The sequence below is a fragment of the Venatoribacter cucullus genome (genome assembly GCF_016132445.1).
GTDB lineage: Bacteria > Pseudomonadota > Gammaproteobacteria > Pseudomonadales > Oceanobacteraceae > Venatoribacter > Venatoribacter cucullus.
Genome location: NZ_CP046056.1, coordinates 2,115,114 through 2,141,486 on the forward strand (window position 1 = coordinate 2,115,114; position 26,373 = coordinate 2,141,486).

A 26,373-nucleotide genomic window follows, 5' to 3' on the forward strand; every position below is an offset into this window, starting at 1 on the left:
TGAGCCGCTGATGAAGACGCTTGGACTCCTGGAAACCGATGTACTGTACGCCGACCTGCAAACCGACTTCCGCTCGTATGGCCACCTGTTTACTGAATTTTTTCAGCGCTATGGCGTAGCACTGAATTACCGGTTTTATCAGATTCAGCAAGGGGAATTACCACAGCCCGGCGACTGTGATGCCTACCTGATTACCGGCTCCAAAGCCGGCGTCTACGATGATTTGCCCTGGATACCGCCATTACAGGCGTGGATTCGTGAGGCGTTTGCGCGTCAGGAAAAAATCATCGGTATTTGTTTTGGACACCAGTTACTGGCACACACACTGGGCGGTTTTGCCGCCCGCAGTCCGAAAGGCTGGGGGATTGGTGTGCGCAGCGAAACCATTCAGCAGTTGCCGGCCTGGCTGGACGATACCGCCGCTCAACTAACCCTGATTTACAGCCACCGAGACCAGGTGGAACGCCTGCCGCCAGCAGCCGTGCGCATAGCCGGCAGTGAATTCTGCGAAAACGCCGCCTTTGTTATTGGCGAGCAGGTGCTGGCATTGCAGGGACATCCGGAATTTACCCCGGCCTACACCCGCCGCTTACTGCCACGCCGGGAAACCTGTGTGGGTTCAGAGCTGCTGCAGCAAGGCTTAAACAGCCTGGAGCAACCCACCGATGCCGGCAGGGTGTGCAACTGGATGGCAACCTTTATCGGCGCACGTTTAGGAGCCTCTGAATAACTCTGCACAGCTCTGCGCGAGTCTTTCCGGGCTGTAGAGTAAGGCGGTGAACGCCGAGAATGGCGAGCCCTTTTCAAGTTCGCCAACGCCGCTATACGGCCCGGAAAGCCGCGCCCTGCGGGGATTGCAGGAAAGCCCTGACTCGGTGTCGCCGGGTTTTGACAGAACCCGCTATGCCTGCAACCCGGCTTCGTGATTCAGAACTTTCCTGCAATCCAGAGCGGGCACCGAGTTATTCAGAGGCTCCTTAAAGAAATTTCTGCACATACCAGCAGCTGGCCTGCTTGTGGTACTGCTGCTGGTCAGCCCAGGCCAGCCCCGCTTTTACCAGCTCTTCGGCCAGGCCTTGCCCACGCAGGGCAAAGGGCACATAGGTGCGGGTAAAATCAATATCCGAACCCGTCACTACATATTCCAGCACGCATTCGTGACCGTCTTTATTCAGCACAAAACGCTGCTGTTCGGGTTGATGTTCAATCATATTTCAGGATCCTCTGAATGCTTTAATGAATCCGGTGCGGCGCTAACTGCAGCTGCAACAGCCGCCGGCCGGCCAGAATTAATTCACCCGCATAGCGTTCATCTCCGGTGGAGGAAAACTCAAACCGGTAACGGCGCAGCAGCTGCCAGCCGGAGGGACGTGGACGGTTACTGGCGCCGACCACGGCCAGTTTGGGTAAGCGTTTAATCCGCAGGGATTCCAGCATCAGGGTGTCGTCCAGCAGCTGCACATCTTCCTGCTGACAATGCCGGCGCACCAGCGCCAGGGCCTGTAACTTGGCCTGCTGTTCACGGCTCCAGAACAGGAATAAGGCGGCCACCAGGGTGAGGAAAAATAACCAGCCTAGCATGTGATGAACTCTTTACTATTTCCGGCAGTGTACACCGCTGCTGCGGTTCTGGCAGCCTGTTAGCCGGCTTGGCTGCCGGCCTGGCCGTCACGGCGTGACGGCTTTTTGCGGACTGATGTATGCCAGCCTTGCAGGCTGGTTTAGCTGCCACTGCGTGGCAGCTTATGCGGGGCTCCGCCCCCGCGCCCCGATTGCGAGGAACTTATCCTCGCGCTCCAGCTTTGCGCTGTATAGCACGTATCCCTCATTCACCGTCATTGCCGACGGCCACGGATCGTAAGGCACGTCCTGTGCCACGATCCTCGCCCGGAATCATCCGGGCGGACCTGTCAATGACGATTCATTTCGGCGTGCTATAGGCGCGGTTAAAACCGCAGCGGCTACGCCGGAAAGGCTTTCTTGGGCGTGCTACGCACACAAAAAACGAAAACCGAAAACTCTTCCGGCCGAAGGCTGCGAAATAACGTTCAAGTTGCTGCGGTTTTTCCCCGGCCCATTCGGACTAGCCCGACGTTTGGCAAAGCCAATAGCATCGTTTGGATGATTCCAAACGAGCGGGTAAGGGCATGGACAATTTTGTTGGAACAAAATTGAACAGCCGAAGGCTGGCCCGCAGGGCGAAAGGCAGGATGCCTGAAGTCTCCCCCCTATGGCCGCGTATGCGTCATTGGCTTTGGTAAACGAGGCAACGACCAACGGGAGTAACAGCCGCAGGCTGGCCCGAAGGGCGAGCGAAGCGAGTAACCAGCTGGAACGCGGGCCAGAGAGGATTGTAAGGAGACCCCTCTTCTTACATTGGGGCTCAGGGCCGGTTTTTGCTCCTGCAAAACCGGCATTTCCACCATCCATGGCGGTAGCGGAGCCCCGCATCAGCTGCCACGCAGTGGCAGCTAAACCAGCCCGGCAGGGCTGGCATGCGATATCAGCGACTGTGGTCGAGTATATCCTCAACAATGTCCTGCTCTTCATGCAGATCATCCGCTTCCGGCTGCGGGTGCGGCAGCACCAGATTCAGGAAGATGGCCAGTAAGGCACACAGACTGACACCCTGCAGGTGCCACTCCGACGACCCCACCGCCATACCGCCAATGCCGAATACCAGCGTGGTCGCCACAATCACCATATTGCGCTGAGTGCTCATATCAACTTTGCCTTTGATCAGAATATTCATCCCCACCGCCGCGATGGAGCCAAACAGCAGGATCAGAATACCGCCCATCACCGGGGTGGGTACGGTTTGCAGCAGCACGCCGAACTTGGCCACGAAGGCCAGCACGATGGCGAATACGGCCGCCCAGGTCATTACCACTGGGTTAAAGGCTTTGGTCAGCATCACCGCACCGGTCACTTCGGAGTAAGTGGTGTTCGGCGGGCCACCGAATAATGAAGCCGCCGAGGTGGCCAGACCATCGCCCAGCAACGTGCGGTGCAGGCCGGGTTTTTCTACGTAGTTTTTACCGGTAACACTGCCAATGGCGAGTACATCGCCAATGTGTTCAATGGCCGGGGCGATGGCCACCGGCAACATAAACAAAATGGCGGCGAGGTGAAATTCCGGCATGATGAATTGCGGCACCTGTATCCAGCTGCTGTTATCAACAGCCGTCAGGTCCACCATGCCCATAAAGGCAGCAATGGCATAACCCACCGCCACACCGGCCAGAATCGGCACCAGCCGGAAAATGCCTTTGGCCAGAGTCGCTACCAGCAGGGTAGTCAGCAGTGCCGGCATGGACACCAGCATGGCATCGGCATAGGGAAACAAGACCGCCGAGGCATCGCCGGTTTTGCCCATCGCCATGTTCACCGCCACCGGGGCCAGTCCAAGGCCAATAATCATAATGATGGAGCCGGTGACCACCGGCGGCAGTAAGCGGTGCAGAAAACCCGGGCCGCGCCAGGCGACCATGCCGGCCAGAAAGACGTAGAGTAAACCGGCACAGAAGAGTGCGCCCATGGTCGCCGCCTGCCCCCACATCTGTACGCTGAACATAATGGGCGCAATAAAGGCAAAGGATGAAGCCAGAAATACCGGCACTGAGCGTTTGGTACTGAGCTGAAAAATCAGTGTACCGATACCGGCGGTAAATAACGCCACACTGGGATCCAGCCCGGTAATTAACGGCACCAGCACCAGTGCCCCGAAGGCCACAAACAGCATTTGCAGACCGGCTAACGGCAAGCGCCAGCCGCGGTACAGCGTTTCACCTGAGTTTTGCATGCTTCTCCCCTTGCGCCGGCAGGCCGGCATTCAGTTATCGGCCAGTAAAGCCGGCATTATTATTAGCCGTTACGACGGCATCTTTATTGGCCGCCATAACGGCATAATTATGAGCCGCCATAACAGCATGATTATTAACCGTTATAACGGCGTAATGACTGGCCGCTGAACACGGCGTAATTACTTGGTACCGAAAATCTTATCGCCGGCATCACCCAGGCCGGGAATAATGTAGCCGTCGGCGTTCAGATGGCTGTCGACCGAGGCGGTAAAAATTTCCACATCCGGATGCGCTTCCTGCACTTTTTTAATGCCTTCCGGTGCTGCTACCAACACCAGCGCGCGGATACTGGAACAGCCCGCCGCTTTCAGCAGGTCAATGGTGGCGACCATGGAACCGCCGGTGGCCAGCATCGGGTCAACAATCAGGGCAATACGCTGGTCGATGTCGTGGGCCAGCTTGTCAAAGTAGCTGACCGGCTGCAGGGTTTCTTCATCGCGGTAAATACCCACTACGCTGATTTTGGCACTGGGCACCAGCTCCAGCACGCCATCCAGCATGCCTAAACCAGCACGCAGAATGGGTACCACGGTGATTTTTTTGCCGCGGATACGCTCTGCTTCAATCGGGCCGCACCAGCCTTCAATGATGTAGTTTTCCAATTCCAGGTCGCGGGTGGCTTCGTAAGTCAGCAAGCTGCCCACTTCTGCGACCAACTGGCGGAAACTGCGGGTGCTCAGGGATTTGGATCGCATCAAACCAATTTTATGGCGCACCAGTGGGTGGCGGATCTCATGTACGCTCATGCATGCCTCATTCTGTCGTTCGGGTACAATAACGGCGCGATTTTCGCACAGCACCGGAATGCGTGCGACGCAAAATTTAACTGAATGGTCAGATTGACCCGTTACCCTACCCGGAGACCCCCCATGCCACGCGCCTGCGCCCGCCATATTCTGGTGAAAACCCGCGATGAAGCGGAAAAAATCAAAGCTCTGCTGCAGAAAGGCGGCGATTTCGACAAACTGGCGCGCCAGTATTCCACCTGCCCGTCGGGCAAGAAAGGCGGCAGCCTGGGAGAATTCAGTCAGGGGGATATGGTGAAGGCTTTTGATGAAGTGGTATTCAAAGGGCCGTTATTGCAGGTGCAGGGGCCGGTGAAAACCCGCTTTGGCTGGCATCTGATTGAAACCATTTACCGCAGTTAAAGCGCCTGCACTTTGGCCAGGGCATACACATCAAAGCGGTTGGCTTTGCCGGTTAAGGCATAAGAGGGTGCGCGGCCGGCCAGCGGGGCCGCTTTACGGGCGCGCTTTACCACCACCCGGCAGCGGGCACAGGCCAGTGCTTTTTCCAGCAGATCATCGGCGTCAGTGTCCTGCCCCACCACGGCCCGGAACGCCTGCATATCTTTTTTAACCTGCGCCGTTTGTTTGTCGTCGTGCTCAAACATCGGGTCCAGATACACCACATCCGGCTTGTGGGCCGGGTCGGCAACCGGCTGCAATAATTCATGACTGCTGCCGTACTGCAGGGAAATGCGGGCAATAATATCGGCAATGTCCGGGTCGGCAGCGGCACGCTGTAAGCCATCGGCCAACAAAGCGGCGACCACCGGCTGCCGTTCCTGCGCGAAGACCCGGCAACCCAGCGTAGCTAACACAAAGCTGTCGCGCCCCAGCCCGGCGGTGGCATCCACCACCGTGGGTTTATAAGCTGAAATACCAATGGCTTTGGCAATATCCTGCCCCTGCCCGCCACCAAATTTACGCCGGTGGGCGGCAGCCCCTTCGGAAAAATTGACCTGTACGGCTGTGCGCGGGAAATTACCCTGTTTCAGGCTTAAACCCTGCTCATCCAGACACAGATAAAACTGCTCATCGTCCGGTAATACTGTGGCCAGGGTAAAACCATACTGGGCCGCCAGCTGCTCGGCCCGCCGTTGCTGGCGGTTGTCCTGCACAATTAACCGCGGCGTCATGGCCCGCTCAGCCGACAAAGAATAAAAACAGCACCGACCCCAGAATCAGGCGGTACAGCACAAAGGGCAACATGCCAATGCGGTTAATAAAGGCGAGGAAGTAATAAATACACAGCCAGGCACTCACCGCTGACAGCGCTGCGCCAATCAACAGCGCCTGCCAGTCAACCGGTAATAAAGAGTCGCTAAGCTCCAGGGTTTTTAAACCACCGGCGGCCAGAATAAGCGGAATGGACAGCAAAAAAGAAAAATGCGCCGCATCACTGCGCTGCATACCCAACAGCAAAGCAGCGGTAATAGTAATACCAGAGCGCGAGGTGCCGGGTACCAGTGCCAGTGCCTGTGCCACACCAATAACCAACACCATCAGCAAGGTGATCTGGGTGATGCCGATCGTCCCATGACGACGGTCAGCAAAGCCGAGCAAAATACCAAAGCCAATGGTGGTCCAGGCAATCACTTCCACCGAACGCAGGTTATCTTCAATCCAGTGGTTCAGCAGCCATCCCGCCAGGCAGGCAGGAACAGAGGCGACAACAACATACCAGGCCAGACGCCCATCGGCGGAAGGATTACGGGTAAATCCGGTGGTCAGCCAGCCCTGTGTTAAACGCACAATATCGCGGCGGAAATACAGCATCACGGCGGCCAGCGTACCGACGTGCACAGCGACATCGAAGGCCAGTCCCTGATCGCTCCAGCCCAATAATTTTGACGGCAGAATAAGGTGGGCAGAACTGGAAATCGGCAGAAACTCAGTCAAGCCCTGCAATAACGCCAGTACAATAATTTCCAGTAAATCCATAGCGGGTATTAATCCTTAATCACGACGCAGTAAACTGGGCTGTTCAGCCAGTTTTTTCCAGGCCACCGACTCCCGCAGATACACGGGCTGGTGTTGTTGCGGGTCCGCAAACTGTTGGTTGTCCCAGGCTTGTTGTGCCAATGGCAGCATCACATCGGCTTGCGGTTTTACCGCAGCCCAGCGCTGCTCCAGATGTGCCAGGGCGGGCAAGGCCAGGCCATCACCGGCGAGAACACCGGTAAAATCCTGCACTTCCTGCAGACATTGCTCCGGCGCACCGACTTTCTCGGTTCCCACTAACCGGCAGGTCGCACCTTCGCGCTGATAACAACCCCAGAATACTTCGCCCATATGGGCATCCATAATGGCCATCACCTGCTGCGCGTCACTGCTATTAAATACCGACTGCGCCACCGCCTGTAATGAAGAAATACCAGCCACCGGAATATTCAGCGCCAGTGCAATTCCCTGCATTACCGAAGCGGCAATACGGATACCGGTAAAGGACCCCGGACCACAACCGTAAGCAATGCCCTGAATAGCGGTTTTGCGGATACCGGCCTGACGGACAATATCATCCACCATAGGTAATAAGCGCTGGGCATGACGCCGCGGCTGTTCTTCAGTGATATGCCAGTTCTGATTATTGGCCAGCAAGGCAACCGAACAAAGGGTGGACGATGCATCCAGAACGAGTAGACAGGTCATAAACGGGGTCACGGCGAAAATTCGCCGGCGAGTATATCACAACCTTTCAGGAGCCTGAGAATAACCCTGCACCACACAGCGCGGGGCTTTCCTTGCTGCAGAGCAGATAAGGCAGATAACAAAAACCCGGCCGGAGCCGGGTTTTTGTTGCAGCAGGAACGGTTTAAGAAGCCTGTTCCGGAGTCGCTGCCGGAGCGGTCGCCGCTTTTGGCGGACGACCACGACGCTTCGGCGCTGCGGCGGTAGCGGTAGTGGCTTTGGCCGGACGACCGCGACGCTTCGGTGCTGCGGCGGTCGCGGTAGTGGCTTTGGCCGGACGACCACGACGCTTCGGTGCTGCGGCGGTAGCGGTAGTGGCTTTAGCCGGACGGCCACGACGCTTCGGAGCAGCGGCAGCAGTAGCAGCTTTAGCCGGACGACCACGACGCTTCGGTGCGGCGGCGGTTGCCGTAGTGGCTTTGGCCGGACGACCACGACGCTTGGGCGCCGCTTCAGCAGCCTTTACTACGGTAGTCGCTTTGGCTTTCAGTTTTTTCGCAGCAGCATTGGCCTTGGCTTGTTCTTTACCAGCCTGGGCTTTCACTTTAACGCCATCCGCTTTAGCACGAGCTTTACGCCATTTAGCGGTAAAGGCTGCAATGGCTTTGGCCAGATCGGCTTCTGCTTTGGCCGCCAGTTTGGCTTCAAACGCAGCAACGGCTTCCTGGGCTTTGGCCGCTACGGCTTCCGCCTTGGCTTCAATCTGTGCCGCTTTAGTGGCTACTTTTGCCGTGCGCACAGCCGCTTTCAGCGCCTGCAGCTTTTCTTTTTCTGCATTTAATTTAGCCGTCGCCGTTACACTGGCGCGTTTGGTTGCCGGTGTGGTTGCTTTGGCTTTAGCGGCTTGTGCTTTCGCGAGTGCAGCAGCCACTTTTGCATCCTGTGCGCTGACTGCCAGCACGGCTTTTTCTTCGGCTTTTAATGCCGCCGCGACGACTGCAGGAACCGCAGCAACGGTTTTAGCGGCTACTTTTGCTGCAGGTTTGCGACCGCGTTTCGCCGGTGCTTTTTTTGGTCTGGCCATAAATGAGATCCTCGGAGATTTTGCTGTCTGGGCTTTTTCCACTGGCACTATTATTTATGTGCGCAGCTAACGCAAACAATAATAGTATTTTTATTTAAGAAAACCAAAAAATATTATCGGTTAATAAACCTGCCTGAACATTAAAGACAATAGCGATGGTCTGCCACACATTATAAGAATCTGAGATATATCATCCGGCTTAGCCGGCAATATCCTTAACCCCTTTTTAACTTATTGATTTTATTGGTTTATAAACCATGCCCGTGAACAATAAACAAAACAGCGGGTACTGTTACCGGCATAAAAAAAGGGCCTGACGGCCCTTTTCTTAAATGCAGCGGCCGATTCAGGCCAGTGCTTTCATCACCCGGTCGGTGATTTCCTGCAGTGAACCAACACCCGCAACGTGCACATACTGAGGTGCAGATGCACCTTTTTCTGCCTGCAGCTTCTTATAGAAGCTGACCAGCGGTGCAGTCTGATCGTGATAAATAGCCAGACGCTTGCGTACGGTTTCTTCTTTATCGTCGTCACGCTGAACCAGATCTTCACCGGTTTCATCGTCTTTGTCTGCCGCTTTTGGCGGATTATAAACAACGTGATAAACACGACCAGAACCCGGATGCACACGACGGCCGCTCAGGCGCTTAACGATTTCCTCGTCAGCCACGTCGATTTCAACCACATGATCAATAGCAACACCGGCTTCCAGCATGGCCTGAGCCTGCGGAATAGTGCGCGGGAAACCATCAAACAGAAAACCATTGGCACAATCGGCTTGCTGAATACGCTCTTTTACCAGACCGATAATAATATCGTCGGATACCAGACCACCGGTTTCCATAATCTCTTTTACTTTCAGGCCCAGCTCGGTACCGGCTTTAACAGCGGCACGCAGCATATCGCCGGTTGAGATTTGCGGAATGGCAAATTTTTCGCAGATGAACTGTGCCTGAGTGCCTTTACCGGCACCGGGCGCGCCCAACAGAATTACGCGCATGCGCATACTCCTCGTGGTTAATGGAAACTGTCCGTCAGGTCAGAAAATTGTACAAAATTCAACCAGTCAGGGAAAAAATAGGCCTAACCTTACTCCGTGGCGTGAACTTGCTCAAGAGATTGCATGAAAAATGCCGGGCAAGTCAGGCCAGACTTTAGTCTGGCCACGGCCGGAAAAACGCGCCGGAGCCGCGCGCTGTCTGGCTCCGGCCAATCGGGGCATTAACCGGTATTACGCATTCCCGCCGCAATACCAGCCATGGTTACCTTTAAGGCGCGTTCCACTTCGGTACTGATCACTTCCTGTTCCTGGCGTTCGCGGTACAGCAGCTCAGCCTGCAGATAATGCAGCGGGTCGGTATAAGGATTGCGCACCTGCATGGACTGTTGCAGCGCCATATTATTCTGCAATAAATGGTCCTGCTGCAGCACCTGCAGCACCAACTGCCGGATATTATCCAGACGCTGACGTAATACACTGCCCAGCGGTTGTAATTCCGCCTGCACCAGCCGCGCTTCGTAATACTGCACAATGGCGGTATCGGCTTTGGAGACCACCATTTCCAGCATATCAATATAGGTGCGGAAGAATGGCCATTGCTGATACATGGCGCGTAATTCATCCAGGCCAGCGTTATCAACCGCTTGTTGCAGGGCGTTATCCGACCCCAGCCAGGCGGGCAGCATTAAACGCATCTGGGTCCAGGCAAAAATCCACGGAATGGCGCGTAATGATTCAATGCCGCCACCGCTTTTACGCCGTGCCGGCCGGCTGCCCAGGGCTAATTTGCCTAATTCCTGCTCGGGCGTTGCGGCGCGGAAATAGCGGACAAAATCGGGATTTTCCCGCACCATCGCCCGGTACGAAGCCACGCCGTCGGCGGCCAGTTGCTGCATCCGTGAGCGCCAGGCCGGTAATGGCGGTTGCGGCGGCAATAAATTCGCCTCCAATACCGCCGCCACATAAATCTTCAGATTCAGCCGCGCCACATCGGGTAAACCGTATTTAAAACGGATCACTTCGCCCTGTTCGGTTACCCGCAAACCACCGCGTACTGAACCCGGTGGCTGAGCCAGAATGGCGCGGTGCGCCGGACCACCGCCACGGCCAACGCTACCACCGCGGCCATGAAATAAACGCAAACGAATAGTGTGATCGGCCGCCACGGCTGCCAGTGCTTCCTGCACCTGATATTGCGCCCACACCGCGGCCAGCTGGCCGGCATCTTTAGAGGAATCGGAATAGCCGATCATAATCTGCTGGTGCCCCTGGCAATAATCCCGGTACCAGTTCACCGACCAGAGTTTCTGCATGCGCGCCGGGGCTTGTTCCAGATCACTCAGGGTTTCAAATAACGGCACAATGGGCAGATGATCGCGTACACCACAGGCCTGTAATAACAGCGCCACGGCGAGAATATCGGACGGTTCACCAGCCATGGAAATAATGTAACAGGACACACCGTCACCGGCGTCGCTGGCCAATACCTGCATGGTATCCAGCACTTCCTGCGTATCCGCCGACGGCGTCCAGCGGTTGGGTATTAATGGCCGCCGCGATGCCAGTTCACGCAATAAAAATTCCTGTTTTTCATCTTCGCTCCAGCTCAGATAATCGCCCCAGTTATACCAGGCACAGATTTCGGCCAATACGGCACTGTGGCGGGTCGATTCCTGACGCACATCCAGCTTGCCCAGGGTTAAACCAAAGCAGGCAATCCGCCGCAAGGTATCCAGCAAATGACTGTCAGCAATACGTTGCGAACCGACACTGACGAGGCTGTCGTAACAATGCTGCAACGGCTGGCGTAAGGCTTCAGGGTCGAGCAACGGCTGACGTTCACTGTCCTGGCCACGGGCGCGGGCGGCCGCCCAGCTGCGGGTATCTTCCAGCTGCTGACGCAACTGATGCAAACAACTGCGATAGGGTTCTGCCCCCGCCTGCGGATACTGATGGCGGAATTCCGCACTGGCCTGGCTCATGGATAACTGGGCAATCAGCTGTTCGATATCGCGCAGATATAAATCCGCCGCCATCCAGCGCGCCAGATACAGCACTTCACGGGTAACCACCGAGGTCACATTGGGGTTACCGTCGCGGTCGCCACCCATCCAGGAAGAAAAACGCACCGGCGCTGCCGTTAAAGGTAATGGGTCGGCGCCGCGGCGATGCAGTTCGGCATCGAGGTCGCGCAATAACGCCGGCACCGCATACCAGAGCGAATTTTCGATTACCGCAAAGCCCCACTTGGCTTCGTCGACGGCGGTCGGGCGCACCTGACGGATTTCATCGGTGTGCCAGATTTCGTCAATTAATTCACCCAGCTGCTGCTCCAGGGCGGCCAGTTGCGGATGGTCATCGCGCAGGTCATCGCGTTGTTGTAATAAGCGGGCAATATTGTCGTATTTCTGAATTAGGGTACGGCGGGTAATTTCGGTGGGGTGAGCGGTTAACACCAGCTCAATATTGGCAGCGGCAATCTGTTCACTGAGCGCCGCACCATCAATACCCTGTTGCTGCAAACGATCCAGCAACTGGCTGAACATGGCATCGGTATCATCAGTGCCCGTGGTCTGGCGGCGCCAGCTGACGCTGTGTTGCTGCTCGGCAATATTGGCCAGATTTAAAAACTGATTAAAACCGCGCACCACCGGCACCAGCGACTGGTCGGGTAAATTCTGTAATAACTGCAACAGGATATCGCGTTCGGCACTGGCGCCGCTGCGGGCTTTTTTGGCTTGTTTGCGGATCTGCTCAATCTGCTCCAGCATGGCCGCGCCATACTGGTCACCGATGGTTTGCCCTAACAGGCTGCCCAGAATCCGGACTTTATCACGCAGTACCGGATCGAGTTGCTGTGTTGCTGTCTGACTCATAACCCACTCCCCACATTGATGGTTTCAGTGTGGAGAAAAATCGGGTGAGTGCAAGTGAAAAAGCCGATTTAAAACACTGCTGCCAGAAGGGCATGACAGCGGCCGTAAAAAACGGATCAGCGGCCCTGTTTTTTCGCCAGCTGCCAGGCGGCTTCCATGCTGGCCGGGGTGGCTTTATGCCAGCCGCCCTGGCGGCCCACCTGCTCTTCCACCACGGCAAAGCGCTGGTAAAAACGCTGATTGGTACCGCGCAGGGCCAGTTCCGGGTTTACCTGCAGGTGGCGGGCTAAATTGGTGACGGCAAATAGCAGATCACCGATTTCCTCTTCCAGCCGCTGCGGGTCGCGGCCCGGCAATTCGGCTTCCACTTCCGCCAGTTCTTCATGAATTTTGGCCACCACGCCCTGAATATTGTCCCAGTCAAACCCAACGGCGCCGGCTTTTTTCTGCAGTTTTACCGCCCGGCTCAGGGCCGGCAGGGTAACGGGCACATCATCCAGCAGGCGTTCCGGCACTCTGGGCTTGCCGGCCTTTTCCTGTTGTTTAATGGCGTCCCAGTTGGCATTAATCTGCGCGTCTTCCGGCGTAATACCCGGGTCACGTTCACTGTGCAGCGTGCCGGCCGGAAAGACATGCGGATGCCGGCGGATTAATTTTTCCACCAGCCGGTGAATAATGGAGTGCAGGTTAAATAATTGCTGCTCATCCGCCATCTGGCCGTAAAAAATCACCTGAAATAACAGGTCACCCAGTTCTTCTTCCAGATGCGGCCAGTCCTGTCGCTCAATGGCGTCGGCCACCTCGTAGGCTTCTTCCAGGGTGTGCGGCAAAATACTGGCAAAATCCTGTTTTAAATCCCACGGGCAGCCGGTGTGCGGGTCACGCAGGCGGCGCATCAGGTACAGCAAATCATCCAGACTGTGCATCAGCGCGCTCCTGCCCGCACCCGGCGGGCTGAAATAACATTGGGCAACTGGGCAATGCGGGTCATCAGACGGCCAAACCGTTCCAGACTTTCCACTTCCACCGTCAGCTGCATACTGGCGGTATTTTCGCCCTGATTGGACGAGGTATTTACCGAGGTCACATTCACCCGTTCATTGGCCAGCAAGGCGCTGACATCGCGCAGCAAACCGGTCCGGTCATAGGCCTGAATCAGCATATCCACCGGATAAGTACGGTTGGGTTTATTGCCCCAGCTTACCTGCAACACGCGCTGAGGTTCGCTGATTTCCAGATGCAATAAGTTATCGCAGTCACTGCGGTGAATGGTGACACCACGTCCCTGGGTGACATAACCACGGATATCATCGCCCGGCACCGGCTGGCAGCATTGCGCCAGCAGGGTCACCAGATTGCCGACCCCTTCAATATAAATATTGTTGTCGTTGGCTTTGCGGTCCTGTTCCGGTTTCCGCAGCAGCGGTAATTCCTGCTGGGTCTGACCGGTATCGGCCCGCCGCAGCACGGCGGTAACAATCTGACCAACGCGCAAATCACCGGCACCAATGGCAGCGAACATATCGTCGACCGATTTCATGTTCATATCGCCAGCGATTGGCGTCAGTGGTTCATTGGCCAGATCCAGACGATCGAGTTCGCGTAATAACAACTGGCGGCCTTCTTCGACGTTCTGATCACGGGCCTGCAATTTAAACCAGTGCGCCACTTTGGCACGGGCGCGGCTGGTATGCAGATAACCGGCTTCCGGATACAACCAGTCGCGACTGGGGTGGCCGTTGGGGCTGGTCAGAATTTCCACCTGCTCGCCGTTTTTCAGCAAATACGTCAGCGGTACAATGCGGCCGTTAACCTTGGCGCCGCGGCATTTATTGCCCACTTCGGTATGCACCCGATAGGCGAAATCCACCGGCGTGGCGCGTGGCGGTAAATCCACCACATGGCCATCCGGGGTAAAGACATAAATTCGGTCGGGGTTAATGTCGGCGCCGAAATCCTGCGCTAATTCGGGTAAGTCACCCAGTTCTTCGTGCCATTCCAATACCTGCCGCAACCAGGTAATTTTCTGTTCGTAACCCTGATCTTTGGCGTTGATATCGGTGCCTTTATATAGCCAGTGCGCACACACGCCCAGTTCGGCATCTTCGTGCATCTGATGGGTGCGGATCTGCACTTCCAGAACTTTGCCTTCCGGCCCCACCACGGCGGTATGCAAGGAGCGGTAACCGTTTTCTTTCGGGTTGGCGATGTAGTCGTCAAATTCGTTGGGAATATGCCGCCACAAACCATGCACAAGCCCCAGCGCGGCGTAGCAGTCTTTTAATTCCGGCACCAGAATCCGCACCGCGCGGATGTCGTAAATCTGCGAAAAATCGAGATTTTTCCGGCTCATTTTGCGCCAGATACTGTAGATATGTTTTACCCGGCCATAGACATCACATTTAATGCCGGCACCGAGTAATTCATCACGCAGGCGCTGCACCACATCGTCAATGTAATCCTGCCGGGCCAGGCGTTTTTCATCCAGCAGGCGGGCAATTTTCTTATAGGCCTCCGGCTGCATATAACGGAAGGCCAGGTCTTCCAGCTCCCATTTCAGATGGCCGATACCCAGGCGGTGCGCCAGCGGCGCATAAATATTAAAGACTTCTTCGGCGACTTTACGGCGCTTGTCTTCCGGGCCGTCTTTCACGGCACGGATGGCCGAGGTACGTTCGGCCAGCTTGATTAACGCCACCCGCACATCGTCGATCATGGCGACCAGCATTTTGCGCAGGTTATCCACCTGTGCCTGACGCTGGCCCAGCACCACTTCATCGCCGGAATTCTGAATGGCGCTGATGGCCGCCATGCGCAACACGCCTTCAATCAGCTTGGCGACTTCGGCGCCGAAATCACGTTCCACTTTCTGCAGCGCCAGCCGCCCTTCGCGCACCGCGCGGTACAGAATGGCCGCCACCAGCGATTCGGTGTCCAGGCGCAGATCCAGCAGAATCTGCGCCATTTCCAGACCCATCTGCACACTGTCAATGGACCAGTAGGTACGGTTGACAATGGCTTCATCAGACAGCTGTTTGGCCAGCGTCAGCGCCCGCCCCAGGGTGTCCGGATCTTTTACATCGTAGGCTTGCTGGATACTGTCGAGCCAGCTGGCAACGTCCAGTGAACCATCGTGTAACAGCGGATGGTCGTCACGCACCTTAACCATGTCGTTTTGCCTTCCGTTCCAGTAATACCATGGTTTCCACATGATGAGTCTGCGGAAACATATCCATAATGCCGGCCCGCACCACCTGGTAGCCGGCCGTTATTAATACATTCAGATCGCGGGCCTGAGTGGCCGCATCGCAGGCCACATAGAGAATGCGCGGCACCTGCCGCTGCAGCAGCTCCTGCATAATGCCGGCGGCGCCGGCGCGGGGCGGATCGAGCAGCACCGCTGCCGGACCGGGCAGCTCGCGCAAGCCGTCATTACCGCTTAAATCGGCGCAGCGGGCGTGCAACGGCAACTGTAATTGCTGCGCCTGTTGCTGCAGGCTGGTAACCATGGATTCATCACCTTCCACCGCCCACACCTGCTGCGAGCGTTTGGCCAGTGGCATGCTGAAATTGCCATGACCGGCGAACAGATCCCAGATCACCTCATCGGGCTGCGGCTGCAGCCAATCGAGCGCCTGTTGCACCATGGCGCGGTTTACGGCGCCATTTACCTGGATAAAATCGTCCGGCTGAATCTGCAGCGGCAGTTCGTCTACCAGGTGATATAACGGTTCCGCCGGCGCAGGCCACAGCAACTGCGGTGCGGCCTGTTTGTCGGTTTTCAGCCACAGCTGCAACGGCAGACTGCCGGCGGTTACAGTGCCCTGCAGCCAGTCAATTAACGAGGTCTGATCCGCGTCACTCAGGGGTTTTAAAATCCGCAGCACCAGGGCCAGGGCGTTATCCGCGACAATGACTTCAATCTGGGTAATGTGCGCCCGCCCCTGCAACTGCCCCAGCTGCTCGCGCCAGTGCGCCCAGTTAAGCGCCGGGTGCGCCGGTAACACCAAGCATTCATCAATATTGGTCAGATGCGCCGAGGCGGCTTCGCGGAAGCCGACAAAGTTTTCGCTTTTCTGCTGGCTGAAACGCACGCCCAGGCGCGCCTTACGCCGGTAATGCCAGGGTTCGGCCTGAATGGGTGGCTGCCAGTCGGGCACGCTGATGTTCTGCCGACTGAATTCCCGCGCCACCCGCTCCTGCTTAAAACCAAGCTGCGCCGGATACTGCAGATGCTGCAGATCGCAGCCGCCGCAGCGCTGGTAATGCGGACAAAGGGGTTCGGTACGCTGCGGGGATGGGGTCTGAATGCTCAGCAGGCGGGTTTGCCACACCTGCCGGCGCCGGCCATTTAGCACCACTTCAACGGTTTCACCGGGCAGCGCGCCCGGTACAAAGTAGATGTCGCGGTTACGCCGCGCCACGCCCTCGCCTTCTGAGGTCAGATTATCGACCGTCAGGGTCAGGCGCGTGGTTGAAGTTGCAGGTTTCACCAGCGCTCCTCAGATTAAAGAACCAACCGCAGGTATGGGTGCGGCGGCGTTACGGCGCTCAATATGAGGGCAACGGCAGAATTTGCAAGCCCGTCAGGCCCTTACTGTGGCGCAAACACACCGGACGATAAATAACGGTCACCGCGGTCGCAGACAATCACGACAATGGTGGCATGCTGCAGCTGTTGTGCCAGCCGCAATGCCGCCGACACCGCCCCACCCGAGGAAACACCGCAGAAAATGCCTTCTTTACGCGCCAGTTCGCGCATGCAGTGTTCGGCTTCCTGCTGGGTGATATCCATCACCGTATCCACCCGCTCGCGCTCAAAAATGGTCGGCAGGTATTCCTCTGGCCAGCGACGGATACCGGGAATAGAGGCGCCATCGGAGGGCTGCAGGCCAACAATCTGCACCTGCGGATTCTGTTCTTTCAGGTACTGCGAAGTGCCCATAATGGTGCCGGTGGTGCCCATGGAGCTGACAAAATGGGTCACCCGGCCGCCGGTCTGGCGCCAGATTTCCGGGCCGGTGCTGGCGTAGTGCGCGGCCGGATTATCGGTATTACCAAACTGATTCAGCACCTTGCCCTCGCCACGGGCTTCCATCGCCAGCGCCAGATCGCGCGCACCTTCCATGCCGTTATTCACCAGAATCAGTTCGGCACCGTAGGCCTCCATGGCCCAGCGCCGTTCCATGGTGGCGCTGTCCGGCATAATCAGAATCATGCGGTAGCCTTTAATGGCCGCCGCCATCGCCAGCGCGATGCCGGTATTGCCACTGGTGGCTTCAATTAAGGTATCGCCGGGCTGAATCACACCACGGGCTTCGGCGTTGGCGATCATCGCCAGCGCCGGGCGGTCTTTAACCGAGCCGGCCGGATTATTGCCTTCCAGCTTCAGCAGAATGGTATTGCTGTTGCCGGCCGGCAGCAGACGCTGCAAACGCACCAGCGGGGTGTTGCCAACGGTGTCGGCAATGGTGGGATACTGAAAGTCGGTCACGGCAGGCCCTGTCTATATAACCAAAGGGCGCACAGTTTACCTGTGCACAGGGGCAGAAGGTAATATCCCTTCGATCTTTACTTATATCAGGCTGAAGGCTGGAGACTGGCCCGGCGCAACGATTGCACCGCCGTCCGGCGGGCTTTATTCTGGCCGCACTTTCGCGTTGAGCTGCCGGCATGAACCACTGGACCATTCAGAACCGCATCCTGTTTTTAGCCCTGCTGCCCGGGGTGCTGGTAACGCTGGTGCTGGGCATTTTTTTTATGTCGGAGCGCGCCCGGGATTTAAACAACCTGCTGGAAGAGCGCGCGCTGGCGATGGTGAAGCAGCTGGCGCCGACCTCGGAATACGGCGTGATGACCGGCAGCAGCGGTATTCTGCAGAATATTTCCAACAATATGCTGGAAGAACAGGATGTGCGGGCGGTCAGTATCTACAACCCGGACATGGTCATCATGGCGCACGCCGGCCCACGCATGCACACCGAACGGCTGGGGCAGCAACAACTGCTGGATGGCCAGCTGCTGCTGCAACGTACCGAGGAGTCGGTGCGGGTACGCGCACCGGTGTATGCCCAGAACCTGATTATCGACGATGAATTCAACAGTTTTGCGGTACAGCCGACCGGCCCGTTACAGGTGCTGGGCTGGGTTGAACTGGAACTGTCGCTGAACAACACCCGCTTACAGCATTTCCAGCATCTGGCGTCCTCCCTGACGGTAATCGCCCTGGCGCTGCTGATCTGCAGCTTTATCGCCCTGCGCTTCAGCCGCCAGGTATCACAACCCATGCAGCACATTGCCCGGGCCATGAAAGATCTGGAAAACGGCAAGCTGGATACCCGGGTGCATGTGCAGGCAGGGGCCGAATTTGTGCAGCTGGCCTCGGGCATTAATGCCATGGCCAGCGCTCTGCAGCGGGCCAATACCGAGCACCAGCACAACCTGGAACAAACCACCCGCGATCTGCAGGAAACCCTCGACGAGCTGGAAATCCGCAACCGCGAACTGGCCATCGGCCGTAAAGAAGCGCTGGAAGCCAGCCGCATGAAATCGGAATTTCTGGCCAATGTCAGCCATGAAATCCGCACCCCACTGAACGGCATTATCGGCTTCAGCGAGCTGCTGGCGCGCACCCAGGTTAACGACCGTCAGGCGGATTATCTGGCCACCATTCATAATTCCTCAACCGACCTGCTGAAGATCATCAACGATATTCTCGACTTATCAAAAATCGATGCCGGCAAGCTGATTATTGAACACACCGATATCAATCTGCGCGATGTACTGGAAGACGTGCTGACCGTGCTGGCACCGGAAGCCGGTAACAAAGGGCTGGAACTGAACTACCTGATTTATTCCGATGTGCCGCTGCACATTCAGAGCGACCCGCTGCGCCTGAAACAGGTGCTCACCAACCTGATTAATAACGCCATTAAATTTACCGAGCGCGGCTCGGTGAACGTGCGGGTGTCGGTGATCAGCCAGAATAACAACCGCGCCGGCATCCGCTTTGAAATTCAGGATACCGGTATCGGCATGAGCGACGCCCAGCTGGGCAAAATCTTCACCGCCTTTACCCAGGCCGATGCCAGCACCGCACGCAAGTTTGGCGGTACCGGGCTGGGGCTGATTATTTCACGCGCGCTGGTCGAAGCCATGCACGGTGACATTCAGGTCAGCAGCCAACCGGGCCGCGGCTCCACCTTCAGTTTCCATATTGAAGCCGGCCTGCAGCCCAACCCGCAGGATGATCTGCCACCGCTGCCGGGGTTACGGCTGGCCCTGTTGGAACCGGCAGTGATGAACCGGATGAACATTGCCAGCCTGTTGCAGCAATGGCAGATCGACCACACCGATTATGAGCATCTGCCTCAGTTGCAGGACGCGCTGGAACAAGAAGGTGCGCCGCCCTGGCAGGGGCTGATTATCAGTATCGGCCGTCATCTGCCCGATTCCGAAGCCGTGCGTAAACTGCTGCATCAGGTCCGTCAGCAAGGGCTGCCGGTCATCGCCCTGACCGAACCCGGCAGCAGCGACAGTGCCGAAATATTGCTGCAGGCTGGTGTCAGTTTCAGCATCAGTCAGCCCTGCACCCGCCGGCATCTGTACCGGGTGCTGCGCCAGGCTCTGCAGCTGCCGGCCCTGCCTGGTCAGGGGCAGGATGCCGCCCGCAATAACGGCAACAAAGCCGCACCGGTAATTCTGGCGGTGGACGATAACGCCGCCAACCTGAAACTGGTGGTAACGCTGCTGCAGGAACTGCAGCTGCCGGTGCTGTCGGCCACCTCCGGACGCGAAGCCATTGATGTGGTGCGGCAGCAGAATGTTGACATGATTCTGATGGATATTCAGATGCCGGATATGAACGGCCTGGAGGCCACCGGTCATATCCGGGCGCTGACCGAACGCGGCAATATGCCCATTGTTGCCCTCACCGCCCACGCCATGGCCGATGAAAAAGAAGCCCTGCTGAAAGCCGGTATGAACGACTACCAGACCAAACCCATTTCACAGGAACAACTGGTTAACTGTATTGAACGCTGGACCGGTTTCCGCTGTACCATTCAGCCCGTGGCACCAGCCGTTGCATCGGCCCCCGCCCCGCTGTGTCACTGGGTGTTTGATACTGCCATCGCGCTGCGCCATGCCAATAACAAAGCCGACCTGGCCACCGATATGTTCCGTATGTTGCTGGATTCGCTGGCGCTGGATATGCCGGCCATTATGGAAGCCTGGGAAGAAGAGGATATGGAACAACTGCTGGAGCGGGTACACCGGGTACACGGCGCCACCCGCTACTGTGGCGTGCCCTGCCTGCGCAATACCCTGGAAAAACTGGAAACCGCCCTCAAAGCAGGCCAAAACAGCATGCTGCCGGACTTAATGCGGCAACTGGTGGAAGACAGCGCCAATCTGCAGCACTGGGCCCACAGCAATGACTGGGAAACCCTGTTACTGGAAGGTACTGCGGTCAGCGACTGAGCAGCGCAAAAGCCAGAATCAGCGCCCCTTCATCCGACAAACTGACCAGCGCCTGCTGCGCCCCCAGCTGCTGCAGACGCTGTAACGCCACGCCGTACAGCTGCACCTGTGGCGCACCGGCAGCATCGCGCAATATCTCCAGCTGCTGAAAACCAACCCCCTGAGCAATGCCGGTACCCAGCGCTTTGGCCAACGCTTCTTTGGCGGCAAACTGCTTGGCCAGAAAGTTCAGCGGCTGCGCCCGCTGGCGGTACAGCTGCTGTTCTGCCGGGGTCAGAATCCTTGCCACAAAGCGCTGCCCATGCCGCGCCACGGCCTGCTCAATGCGCTGGCTGTCGAGCAGGTCAGTACCGACCGCGACCACTCCGGCAACTCGGCCAGGCATACTCTGCAAGGTGGGAGGCGTAATGTTCATCAGCTGCGTAACCGCTTCAGGCGCGGCTGGTCGCCGCAGCCAGCAAAGCACGCATTTCCCGCACCGCTTCGGCCAGCCCGACAAACACGGCGCGCGCGACAATGGCGTGGCCGATGTTCAGCTCGTTCATACAGGGAATGGCGGCAATGGCCTCAACGTTGTGGTAATGCAGACCGTGGCCGGCATTCACAATTAAGCCACATTCATGGGCATAGGCGGCGGCCTGCTGAATGCGCTGCAATTCCGCCAGCTGTTCGGCTTCGGTAGTGGCATCGGCGTAGCGGCCGGTGTGCAGTTCGATCACCGGCGCGCCGGTGCGCACGGTGGCGTCGATCTGGGCAACGTCCGGGTCGATAAACAGCGACACTTCACTGCCAATGGCCTGCAGCCGTTGTACCGCGGCGCGGATATGGGCTTCCTGACCCACCACATCCAGACCGCCTTCGGTGGTGAGTTCTTCACGTTTTTCCGGCACCAGACAGCTGGCCGCCGGGCGCACCTCCTCGGCCAGGGTCAGCATGGCGTCGGTGACGGCCATTTCCAGATTCATCCTGGTGGACAGGGTTTTGGCCAGCACCAGCACATCGCGGGTCTGGATATGGCGGCGGTCTTCGCGCGGGTGCACGGTAATGCCATCGGCGCCGGCTTGTTCAGCGATAAAGGCCGCCTGCACCGGATCCGGGTAGATGGTGCCACGGGCCTGACGCAGGGTGGCCACATGGTCAATATTCACACCCAATAACACTCGTTGCGGATTTTTCACGGCAGTCTCCCGGTGGCGGCATCGGCCGCAGTTGGTGTTCCGGCCGCACGGGCCGGCAATAATAATTCGCGGCTGAGCAGCGGTTGCTGCAGCACATGATCAAGCGCCTGGCGCAATACTGCGCGCGCCAGGCGCCACAGCGGTAAGGCATTGGCACCGCTGGCAAACGCCAATAAATCAGCACCGGCCAGGCCACTGGCGGCGGGACTGAAACCCTGCCCCGGCACAAACCGGTAGTATTGCCCGGCCTGCAGCGGCTGACCGCTGCTGTCCTGTTGCCAGGAAAAACCATAGCCCAGCTGCGTCAGTAACTGTACTTCAAATAACCGTAACCAGGGGTCGGCCACCGGGCTGTTGTGCAGGCCGTTCAGGGTCGCCTGATAGGTTGCAAACAAGGCGGGCTGCGGCTCATGCCGGGGCAGTAATTTCACCAGCAGTTCGTTCAGATAAAAACCACAGAACAACGCGGTGTCCTGTAATGGCCAGCTCTGTTGCCGGTGCCAGCCTTTCAGCGCCGGCCAGTCCTGCGCCGGTTGCCAGTCGCCCTGATACAGAGTGAATAAGTCCGGTACGGTTTGTGGCCGGTTCAGCACCAGGCTTAAGCGGCCACGCTGGCTGCTGAACACATCCAGCAGCCAGTCCTGCTCGCGCAGCGGCTGGCGCTGCAGAATGATCAGCGCCTGCATGGCTTAACCGATGCGGTCGTCGTAACCCAGACTGCGCAGAGCGCGTTCATCGTCCGACCAGCCGGCTTTTACCTTCACCCACAGCTTCAGCATCACTTTGCAGTCAAACATCACTTCCATATCTTTGCGCGCATCCTGACCGATCTGCTTGATACGGGAACCACCATCACCAATCACAATGGCTTTCTGGGTCGCCCGCTCCACCAGAATCAGGGCGCTGATATCAATTAACGTGCCGTTATGCACAAACTCTTCAATTTCCACCGTCATGGCATAGGGCAGTTCATCGCCCAGCTGGCGCATGATTTTTTCGCGCACCAGTTCGGCCGCCAGAAAACGCGAGCTGCGGTCGGTAATCTGATCTTCCGGAAAGAAGTGCTGGCTTTCCGGCAGGTAGCTTTCAATCAGATGCTCCAGCCGGTCGACGTTGTGGCCGGTCTTGGCACTGAGCGGAATAATCTGCTCAAAATTATGTTTTTTACTGACTTCTTCCAGCCACGGCAGCAGCTCGTCTTTTTCTTTAACGAAATCGACTTTATTCACCACCAGCACCACCGGTGCCCGCTGACCTTTAATGGTGTTCAGCACCATTTCGTCTTCGTCGGTCCAGCGCATACGGTCGATCAGCATCAGAATTAAATCGACGTCTTTTACCGCTGTGGTGGCCGCTTTATTCATATAGCGGTTAATGGCTTTGTCCTGCAGTTTGTGAATACCCGGGGTATCCACATAAATCACCTGCTGATCGTCTTCGGTTTTAATGCCCAGAATCTGATGGCGGGTGGTTTGCGGCTTGCGCGAAGTAATGGATAACTTCTGGCCGAGAATACGGTTCAGCAACGTGGACTTGCCGACATTAGGCCGGCCGACAATAGCAACGTAACCGGTACGCTGGGTCATACAGTTTCCTTCCCGCCGGACGGGGTTTGATCAATTCCGAGTAACACCAGCATCTGCTGGGCCGCCTGCTGTTCTGCCGCGCGGCGGCTGTTGCCCCGGGCCACGACCGGTTGCGGACATTCCGGCACCCGGCATTCCACAGTAAAAATCTGTTCGTTGGTCGGGCCTTCTACCTGCAACACCTCATAAGCCGGCAGACGCGACTTATTACCCTGCTGATGTTCCTGCAGGCGGGTTTTCGGATCTTTGATCGGATCTTCCAGGCTCAGCAGATCCAGCCGCGGGCCAAACCAGCTTAAAATGCGGCCACGCACTTCCTCTAAACCGGCTTCCAGATACAGCGCACCGATTAAGGCTTCTACGGTATCGGCCAGGATGGAATCGCGGCGGTGGCCACCGCTTTTTAATTCACCGGAACCGAGCAGCAGAAAGTCGCCCAGATCCAGTTCGCGGGCGATTTCTGCCAGGGTTTCCCCTTTCACAATTTTGGCCCGCAGACGGCTGAGTTTGCCTTCTTTGGCTAAGCCGAACCGTTGGTACAGTTCTTCGGCAATCACAAAATTAAGAATGGAGTCGCCGAGAAATTCCAGCCGTTCGTTATTGGTGCCACCTTTGCTGCGGTGCGTCAGTGCCAGCAGCACCAGACTTTCATCGCGGAAGCGGTAACCGAGTCGTTGCGATAATTTAACTAAGGGATTATTCACTGGCTGAATTCTTGGTTTTGCGTAAAAGTAACCACCAGGTCGACATTACCCAGCCAGGTGCGGCGCATTTCATACTGCCAGTCCATCTGCACCCCGTTCTGGGCCGGACGGAAGGTCAGGCCGCTCATATCAACATCAATATTATTGCTGTCCATGCGTTCCTGAATAATACGTTTCAGCTGCGCCGGGCGCACTTCCGTGCGCTCGTCCGGGTTACTGTGCATTTTTTCCAGTACCGTGCTGATCATCTTATGATCCCAGTACATGGAAAATAACCCGAACGCGGCTTTCAGCAATAAGGCCACGCCCACCAGAATAATCAGCACCGATACCATCGACATTCCGCGTTGTTGCTGCATATCAGTCATCCACTTTAAGTACGGCGAGGAAGGCAGATTGTGGAATTTCCACATTGCCGATTTGTTTCATGCGTTTTTTACCTTCTTTCTGCTTCTGCAGCAGTTTCTTCTTCCGCGATACGTCACCGCCATAACACTTGGCAGTTACGTTCTTACGCAATGCTTTAACGGTAGTACGGGCCACCACCTGGTTGCCAATGGCTGCCTGAATGGCCACATCGAACATCTGGCGCGGAATTAATTCTTTCATTTTTTCGGTTAACGAGGCACCGCGGCGACGGACATTATCGCGGTGCATAATCACTGCCAGGGCATCGACTTTTTCACCATTAACCAATACATCCAGACGCACCAGCGGTGCCGCCTGGAAGCGCTTGAAACTGTAATCCAGCGAGGCAAAACCACGGCTGGCCGATTTCAGGCGGTCAAAGAAATCCATGACCACTTCGCCCAGCGGAATTTCATAGCGCAGGGAAACCTGTGAACCGGTGTACTGCATATCCATCTGCACACCGCGTTTTTCAATGCACAGGGAAATAACGTTACCCAGATAATCCTGCGGCACCAGAATATTGCACTCGGCAATGGGTTCACGCATTTCTTCAATGGAACCGGCGTCGGGTAATTTGGACGGGCTGTCGACCTGCAGGGTTTCACCTTTACGGGTAACCACTTCATAAATTACCGTGGGGGCGGTGGTAATCAGGTCAAGGTCGTATTCACGTTCCAGCCGCTCCTGAATAATTTCCATGTGCAGCATACCGAGGAAGCCACAACGGAAACCAAAGCCCAGCGCGTCAGAATTTTCCGGCTCATAAAACAACGAAGCGTCATTCAGCGACAGTTTTTCCAGCGCATCGCGGAAGGTTTCAAAATCATCTGAGGAGACCGGGAATAAACCGGCATACACCTGGGGTTTTACTTTCTGGAAACCTGGCAGAATCGGGGTTTCATCAGCAAATTTGGTGCTGACGATGGTATCACCCACCGGGGCGCCATGAATTTCTTTGATGCTGGCCACCAGATAACCCACTTCGCCGGTACCCAATATTCCGGTCGGGGTCATCTTCGGGGTAAAAATACCGATACCGTCAACGATATGATCGCGGCCGGTGGATTTCATCCGTACTTTATCGCCCTTGCGGATCACGCCGTTTTTAACCCGGATAAGGGATACCACGCCCAGGTAAGAGTCAAACCAGGAATCAATAATCAGCGCCTGCAGCGGTGCGTCCGGGTCGCCTTGCGGCGGCGGGATATGAGTGACCAGATCTTCCAGCACGTCTTCCACGTTAAGGCCGCTTTTGGCACTGCAACGCACGGCGCCGGTGGCGTCGATACCGATAATTTCTTCAATTTCCTGGGCGACTTTATCCGGATCAGCCTGCGGCAGATCCATTTTGTTCAGCACCGGGCGCACTTCCAGCCCCTGCTCAATGGCGGTGTAGCAGTTAGCCACCGACTGGGCTTCCACGCCCTGAGCCGCATCCACCACCAGCAGCGCGCCTTCACAGGCCGCCAGTGAACGGCTGACCTCGTAGCTGAAGTCAACGTGGCCGGGGGTATCAATAAAGTTGAGCTGATAGGTTTTACCATCACGGGCGGTGTAGTTGAGGGTAACGCTTTGCGCTTTGATGGTAATACCGCGCTCGCGTTCGATGTCCATGGAGTCCAGCACCTGAGCCTGCATTTCACGGTCACTGAGACCGCCACAGACCTGAATAAAACGGTCTGACAGGGTGGATTTGCCGTGGTCAATATGGGCGATGATGGAAAAGTTACGAATGTGGTCCAGCTGGCTCACAGAAAACAACCCGTTGCTCGTTAAA

Annotated in this window: 25 protein-coding genes; 4 read left to right on the forward strand and 21 right to left on the reverse strand. The window is 56.8% G+C overall.

All coding sequences use genetic code 11. The features are described from left to right. Nucleotides 1-10: 10 nt before the first annotated feature. The gene (locus GJQ55_RS10050) at nt 11-730 is read left to right on the forward strand and encodes a glutamine amidotransferase-related protein (RefSeq protein ID WP_228344830.1); all 720 of its coding nucleotides are present in this window, start codon (nt 11-13) and stop codon (nt 728-730) included. 247 nt (nt 731-977) lie between these two features. On the opposite strand, the gene GJQ55_RS10055 is transcribed toward GJQ55_RS10050, so the two are convergent. The 3 genes from GJQ55_RS10055 to GJQ55_RS10065 form a co-directional block, all read right to left on the reverse strand. After that, on the reverse strand, nt 978-1,211 hold the full coding sequence (locus GJQ55_RS10055; RefSeq protein WP_228344831.1) for a GNAT family N-acetyltransferase: 234 nt from the start codon (nt 1,209-1,211) through the stop codon (nt 978-980). 22 nt (nt 1,212-1,233) lie between these two features. Next, on the reverse strand, nt 1,234-1,581 hold the full coding sequence (locus GJQ55_RS10060; protein ID WP_228344832.1) for a DUF3301 domain-containing protein: 348 nt from the start codon (nt 1,579-1,581) through the stop codon (nt 1,234-1,236). Nucleotides 1,582-2,503: 922 nt separating this feature from the next. Continuing rightward, on the reverse strand, nt 2,504-3,802 hold the full coding sequence (locus GJQ55_RS10065; protein WP_228344833.1) for a uracil-xanthine permease family protein: 1,299 nt from the start codon (nt 3,800-3,802) through the stop codon (nt 2,504-2,506). Here GJQ55_RS10065 and GJQ55_RS10070 point away from each other — a divergent pair. After that, complete coding sequence (locus GJQ55_RS10070; protein ID WP_228344834.1) at nt 3,801-3,971, forward strand: hypothetical protein; 171 nt, start codon at nt 3,801-3,803, stop codon at nt 3,969-3,971. The genes GJQ55_RS10065 and GJQ55_RS10070 overlap by 2 nt on opposite strands. 11 nt (nt 3,972-3,982) lie before the next feature. Here the strand turns inward: GJQ55_RS10070 and upp are convergent, their stop codons facing one another. Next, the gene (gene upp / locus GJQ55_RS10075; protein WP_228344835.1) at nt 3,983-4,609 is read right to left on the reverse strand and encodes a uracil phosphoribosyltransferase; all 627 of its coding nucleotides are present in this window, start codon (nt 4,607-4,609) and stop codon (nt 3,983-3,985) included. Between the two features lie 123 nt (nt 4,610-4,732). On the opposite strand from upp, the gene GJQ55_RS10080 reads away from it, so the two are divergent. Beyond that, on the forward strand, nt 4,733-5,011 hold the full coding sequence (locus GJQ55_RS10080; protein WP_228344836.1) for a peptidylprolyl isomerase: 279 nt from the start codon (nt 4,733-4,735) through the stop codon (nt 5,009-5,011). On the opposite strand, the gene GJQ55_RS10085 is transcribed toward GJQ55_RS10080, so the two are convergent. From GJQ55_RS10085 to cysM, 10 genes are all read right to left on the reverse strand, one after another. Then, entirely contained in the window at nt 5,008-5,784 is a 777-nt protein-coding gene (locus tag GJQ55_RS10085; RefSeq protein WP_228344837.1) for a class I SAM-dependent methyltransferase, read from the reverse strand. The genes GJQ55_RS10080 and GJQ55_RS10085 overlap by 4 nt on opposite strands. A 7-nt stretch (nt 5,785-5,791) precedes the next feature. Beyond that, on the reverse strand, nt 5,792-6,589 hold the full coding sequence (locus tag GJQ55_RS10090; protein WP_228344838.1) for an undecaprenyl-diphosphate phosphatase: 798 nt from the start codon (nt 6,587-6,589) through the stop codon (nt 5,792-5,794). Between the two features lie 15 nt (nt 6,590-6,604). Continuing rightward, complete coding sequence (gene tsaB / locus GJQ55_RS10095; RefSeq protein WP_228344839.1) at nt 6,605-7,297, reverse strand: tRNA (adenosine(37)-N6)-threonylcarbamoyltransferase complex dimerization subunit type 1 TsaB; 693 nt, start codon at nt 7,295-7,297, stop codon at nt 6,605-6,607. 163 nt (nt 7,298-7,460) lie between these two features. Next, complete coding sequence (locus GJQ55_RS10100; protein ID WP_228344840.1) at nt 7,461-8,360, reverse strand: hypothetical protein; 900 nt, start codon at nt 8,358-8,360, stop codon at nt 7,461-7,463. A gap of 346 nt (nt 8,361-8,706) precedes the next feature. Further along, the gene (adk, locus tag GJQ55_RS10105) at nt 8,707-9,360 is read right to left on the reverse strand and encodes an adenylate kinase (RefSeq protein ID WP_228344841.1); all 654 of its coding nucleotides are present in this window, start codon (nt 9,358-9,360) and stop codon (nt 8,707-8,709) included. 221 nt (nt 9,361-9,581) lie between these two features. Then, nucleotides 9,582-12,236, reverse strand: a complete 2,655-nt coding sequence (gene ppc / locus GJQ55_RS10110) for a phosphoenolpyruvate carboxylase (RefSeq protein WP_228344842.1) — start codon at nt 12,234-12,236, stop codon at nt 9,582-9,584. A 116-nt stretch (nt 12,237-12,352) separates the two neighbouring features. Then, entirely contained in the window at nt 12,353-13,162 is an 810-nt protein-coding gene (mazG, locus tag GJQ55_RS10115; protein ID WP_228344843.1) for a nucleoside triphosphate pyrophosphohydrolase, read from the reverse strand. Continuing rightward, entirely contained in the window at nt 13,162-15,405 is a 2,244-nt protein-coding gene (gene relA / locus GJQ55_RS10120; RefSeq protein ID WP_228344844.1) for a GTP diphosphokinase, read from the reverse strand. Before relA ends, mazG begins: the two co-directional genes overlap by 1 nt. Next, nucleotides 15,398-16,729: an rRNA adenine N-6-methyltransferase family protein gene (locus tag GJQ55_RS10125; RefSeq protein WP_228344845.1), complete on the reverse strand. Its 1,332-nt coding sequence runs from the start codon at nt 16,727-16,729 to the stop codon at nt 15,398-15,400. Before GJQ55_RS10125 ends, relA begins: the two co-directional genes overlap by 8 nt. A gap of 101 nt (nt 16,730-16,830) precedes the next feature. After that, a complete protein-coding gene (cysM, locus tag GJQ55_RS10130; RefSeq protein WP_228344846.1) occupies nt 16,831-17,730 on the reverse strand; it encodes a cysteine synthase CysM in 900 nt (299 codons plus the stop codon). A 179-nt stretch (nt 17,731-17,909) separates the two neighbouring features. On the opposite strand from cysM, the gene GJQ55_RS10135 reads away from it, so the two are divergent. After that, complete coding sequence (locus tag GJQ55_RS10135; protein ID WP_228344847.1) at nt 17,910-20,717, forward strand: response regulator; 2,808 nt, start codon at nt 17,910-17,912, stop codon at nt 20,715-20,717. On the opposite strand, the gene acpS is transcribed toward GJQ55_RS10135, so the two are convergent. From acpS to lepA, 7 genes are read right to left on the reverse strand one after another with little or no spacing between them, the layout of a single operon-like run. After that, entirely contained in the window at nt 20,707-21,132 is a 426-nt protein-coding gene (acpS, locus tag GJQ55_RS10140) for a holo-ACP synthase (protein ID WP_228344848.1), read from the reverse strand. The two genes, GJQ55_RS10135 and acpS, sit on opposite strands and share 11 nt — an antisense overlap. Before the next feature lie 16 nt (nt 21,133-21,148). Continuing rightward, the gene (gene pdxJ, locus GJQ55_RS10145; protein ID WP_228344849.1) at nt 21,149-21,895 is read right to left on the reverse strand and encodes a pyridoxine 5'-phosphate synthase; all 747 of its coding nucleotides are present in this window, start codon (nt 21,893-21,895) and stop codon (nt 21,149-21,151) included. Then, the gene (gene recO, locus GJQ55_RS10150; protein ID WP_228344850.1) at nt 21,892-22,581 is read right to left on the reverse strand and encodes a DNA repair protein RecO; all 690 of its coding nucleotides are present in this window, start codon (nt 22,579-22,581) and stop codon (nt 21,892-21,894) included. The genes pdxJ and recO overlap by 4 nt, the downstream gene beginning before the upstream one ends. A 3-nt stretch (nt 22,582-22,584) precedes the next feature. Beyond that, nucleotides 22,585-23,481: a GTPase Era gene (gene era, locus GJQ55_RS10155; RefSeq protein ID WP_228344851.1), complete on the reverse strand. Its 897-nt coding sequence runs from the start codon at nt 23,479-23,481 to the stop codon at nt 22,585-22,587. After that, the gene (gene rnc, locus GJQ55_RS10160) at nt 23,478-24,185 is read right to left on the reverse strand and encodes a ribonuclease III (RefSeq protein ID WP_228344852.1); all 708 of its coding nucleotides are present in this window, start codon (nt 24,183-24,185) and stop codon (nt 23,478-23,480) included. Before rnc ends, era begins: the two co-directional genes overlap by 4 nt. Continuing rightward, the gene (locus tag GJQ55_RS10165) at nt 24,182-24,544 is read right to left on the reverse strand and encodes a DUF4845 domain-containing protein (protein WP_228344853.1); all 363 of its coding nucleotides are present in this window, start codon (nt 24,542-24,544) and stop codon (nt 24,182-24,184) included. The genes rnc and GJQ55_RS10165 overlap by 4 nt, the downstream gene beginning before the upstream one ends. 1 nt (nt 24,545) lies before the next feature. Beyond that, a complete protein-coding gene (lepA, locus tag GJQ55_RS10170) occupies nt 24,546-26,348 on the reverse strand; it encodes a translation elongation factor 4 (protein ID WP_228344854.1) in 1,803 nt (600 codons plus the stop codon). Between the last annotated feature and the right edge of the window lie 25 nt (nt 26,349-26,373).

What these genes read in the sequence shown, in the direction of transcription:
- GJQ55_RS10165 (WP_228344853.1), bottom strand. Translation starts at nt 24,544, where the DNA reads ATGCAGCAACAACGCGGAATGTCGATGGTATCGGTGCTGATTATTCTG.
- GJQ55_RS10055 (WP_228344831.1), bottom strand. Translation starts at nt 1,211, where the DNA reads ATGATTGAACATCAACCCGAACAGCAGCGTTTTGTGCTGAATAAAGAC.
- GJQ55_RS10060 (WP_228344832.1), bottom strand. Translation starts at nt 1,581, where the DNA reads ATGCTAGGCTGGTTATTTTTCCTCACCCTGGTGGCCGCCTTATTCCTG.
- recO (WP_228344850.1), bottom strand. Translation starts at nt 22,581, where the DNA reads ATGCAGGCGCTGATCATTCTGCAGCGCCAGCCGCTGCGCGAGCAGGAC.
- GJQ55_RS10065 (WP_228344833.1), bottom strand. Translation starts at nt 3,802, where the DNA reads ATGCAAAACTCAGGTGAAACGCTGTACCGCGGCTGGCGCTTGCCGTTA.
- GJQ55_RS10135 (WP_228344847.1), top strand. Translation starts at nt 17,910, where the DNA reads ATGAACCACTGGACCATTCAGAACCGCATCCTGTTTTTAGCCCTGCTG.
- GJQ55_RS10085 (WP_228344837.1), bottom strand. Translation starts at nt 5,784, where the DNA reads ATGACGCCGCGGTTAATTGTGCAGGACAACCGCCAGCAACGGCGGGCC.
- GJQ55_RS10070 (WP_228344834.1), top strand. Translation starts at nt 3,801, where the DNA reads ATGCTTCTCCCCTTGCGCCGGCAGGCCGGCATTCAGTTATCGGCCAGT.
- GJQ55_RS10100 (WP_228344840.1), bottom strand. Translation starts at nt 8,360, where the DNA reads ATGGCCAGACCAAAAAAAGCACCGGCGAAACGCGGTCGCAAACCTGCA.
- acpS (WP_228344848.1), bottom strand. Translation starts at nt 21,132, where the DNA reads ATGAACATTACGCCTCCCACCTTGCAGAGTATGCCTGGCCGAGTTGCC.
- GJQ55_RS10090 (WP_228344838.1), bottom strand. Translation starts at nt 6,589, where the DNA reads ATGGATTTACTGGAAATTATTGTACTGGCGTTATTGCAGGGCTTGACT.
- ppc (WP_228344842.1), bottom strand. Translation starts at nt 12,236, where the DNA reads ATGAGTCAGACAGCAACACAGCAACTCGATCCGGTACTGCGTGATAAA.
- mazG (WP_228344843.1), bottom strand. Translation starts at nt 13,162, where the DNA reads ATGCACAGTCTGGATGATTTGCTGTACCTGATGCGCCGCCTGCGTGAC.
- tsaB (WP_228344839.1), bottom strand. Translation starts at nt 7,297, where the DNA reads ATGACCTGTCTACTCGTTCTGGATGCATCGTCCACCCTTTGTTCGGTT.
- era (WP_228344851.1), bottom strand. Translation starts at nt 23,481, where the DNA reads ATGACCCAGCGTACCGGTTACGTTGCTATTGTCGGCCGGCCTAATGTC.
- GJQ55_RS10080 (WP_228344836.1), top strand. Translation starts at nt 4,733, where the DNA reads ATGCCACGCGCCTGCGCCCGCCATATTCTGGTGAAAACCCGCGATGAA.
- GJQ55_RS10050 (WP_228344830.1), top strand. Translation starts at nt 11, where the DNA reads ATGAAGACGCTTGGACTCCTGGAAACCGATGTACTGTACGCCGACCTG.
- adk (WP_228344841.1), bottom strand. Translation starts at nt 9,360, where the DNA reads ATGCGCGTAATTCTGTTGGGCGCGCCCGGTGCCGGTAAAGGCACTCAG.
- upp (WP_228344835.1), bottom strand. Translation starts at nt 4,609, where the DNA reads ATGAGCGTACATGAGATCCGCCACCCACTGGTGCGCCATAAAATTGGT.
- relA (WP_228344844.1), bottom strand. Translation starts at nt 15,405, where the DNA reads ATGGTTAAGGTGCGTGACGACCATCCGCTGTTACACGATGGTTCACTG.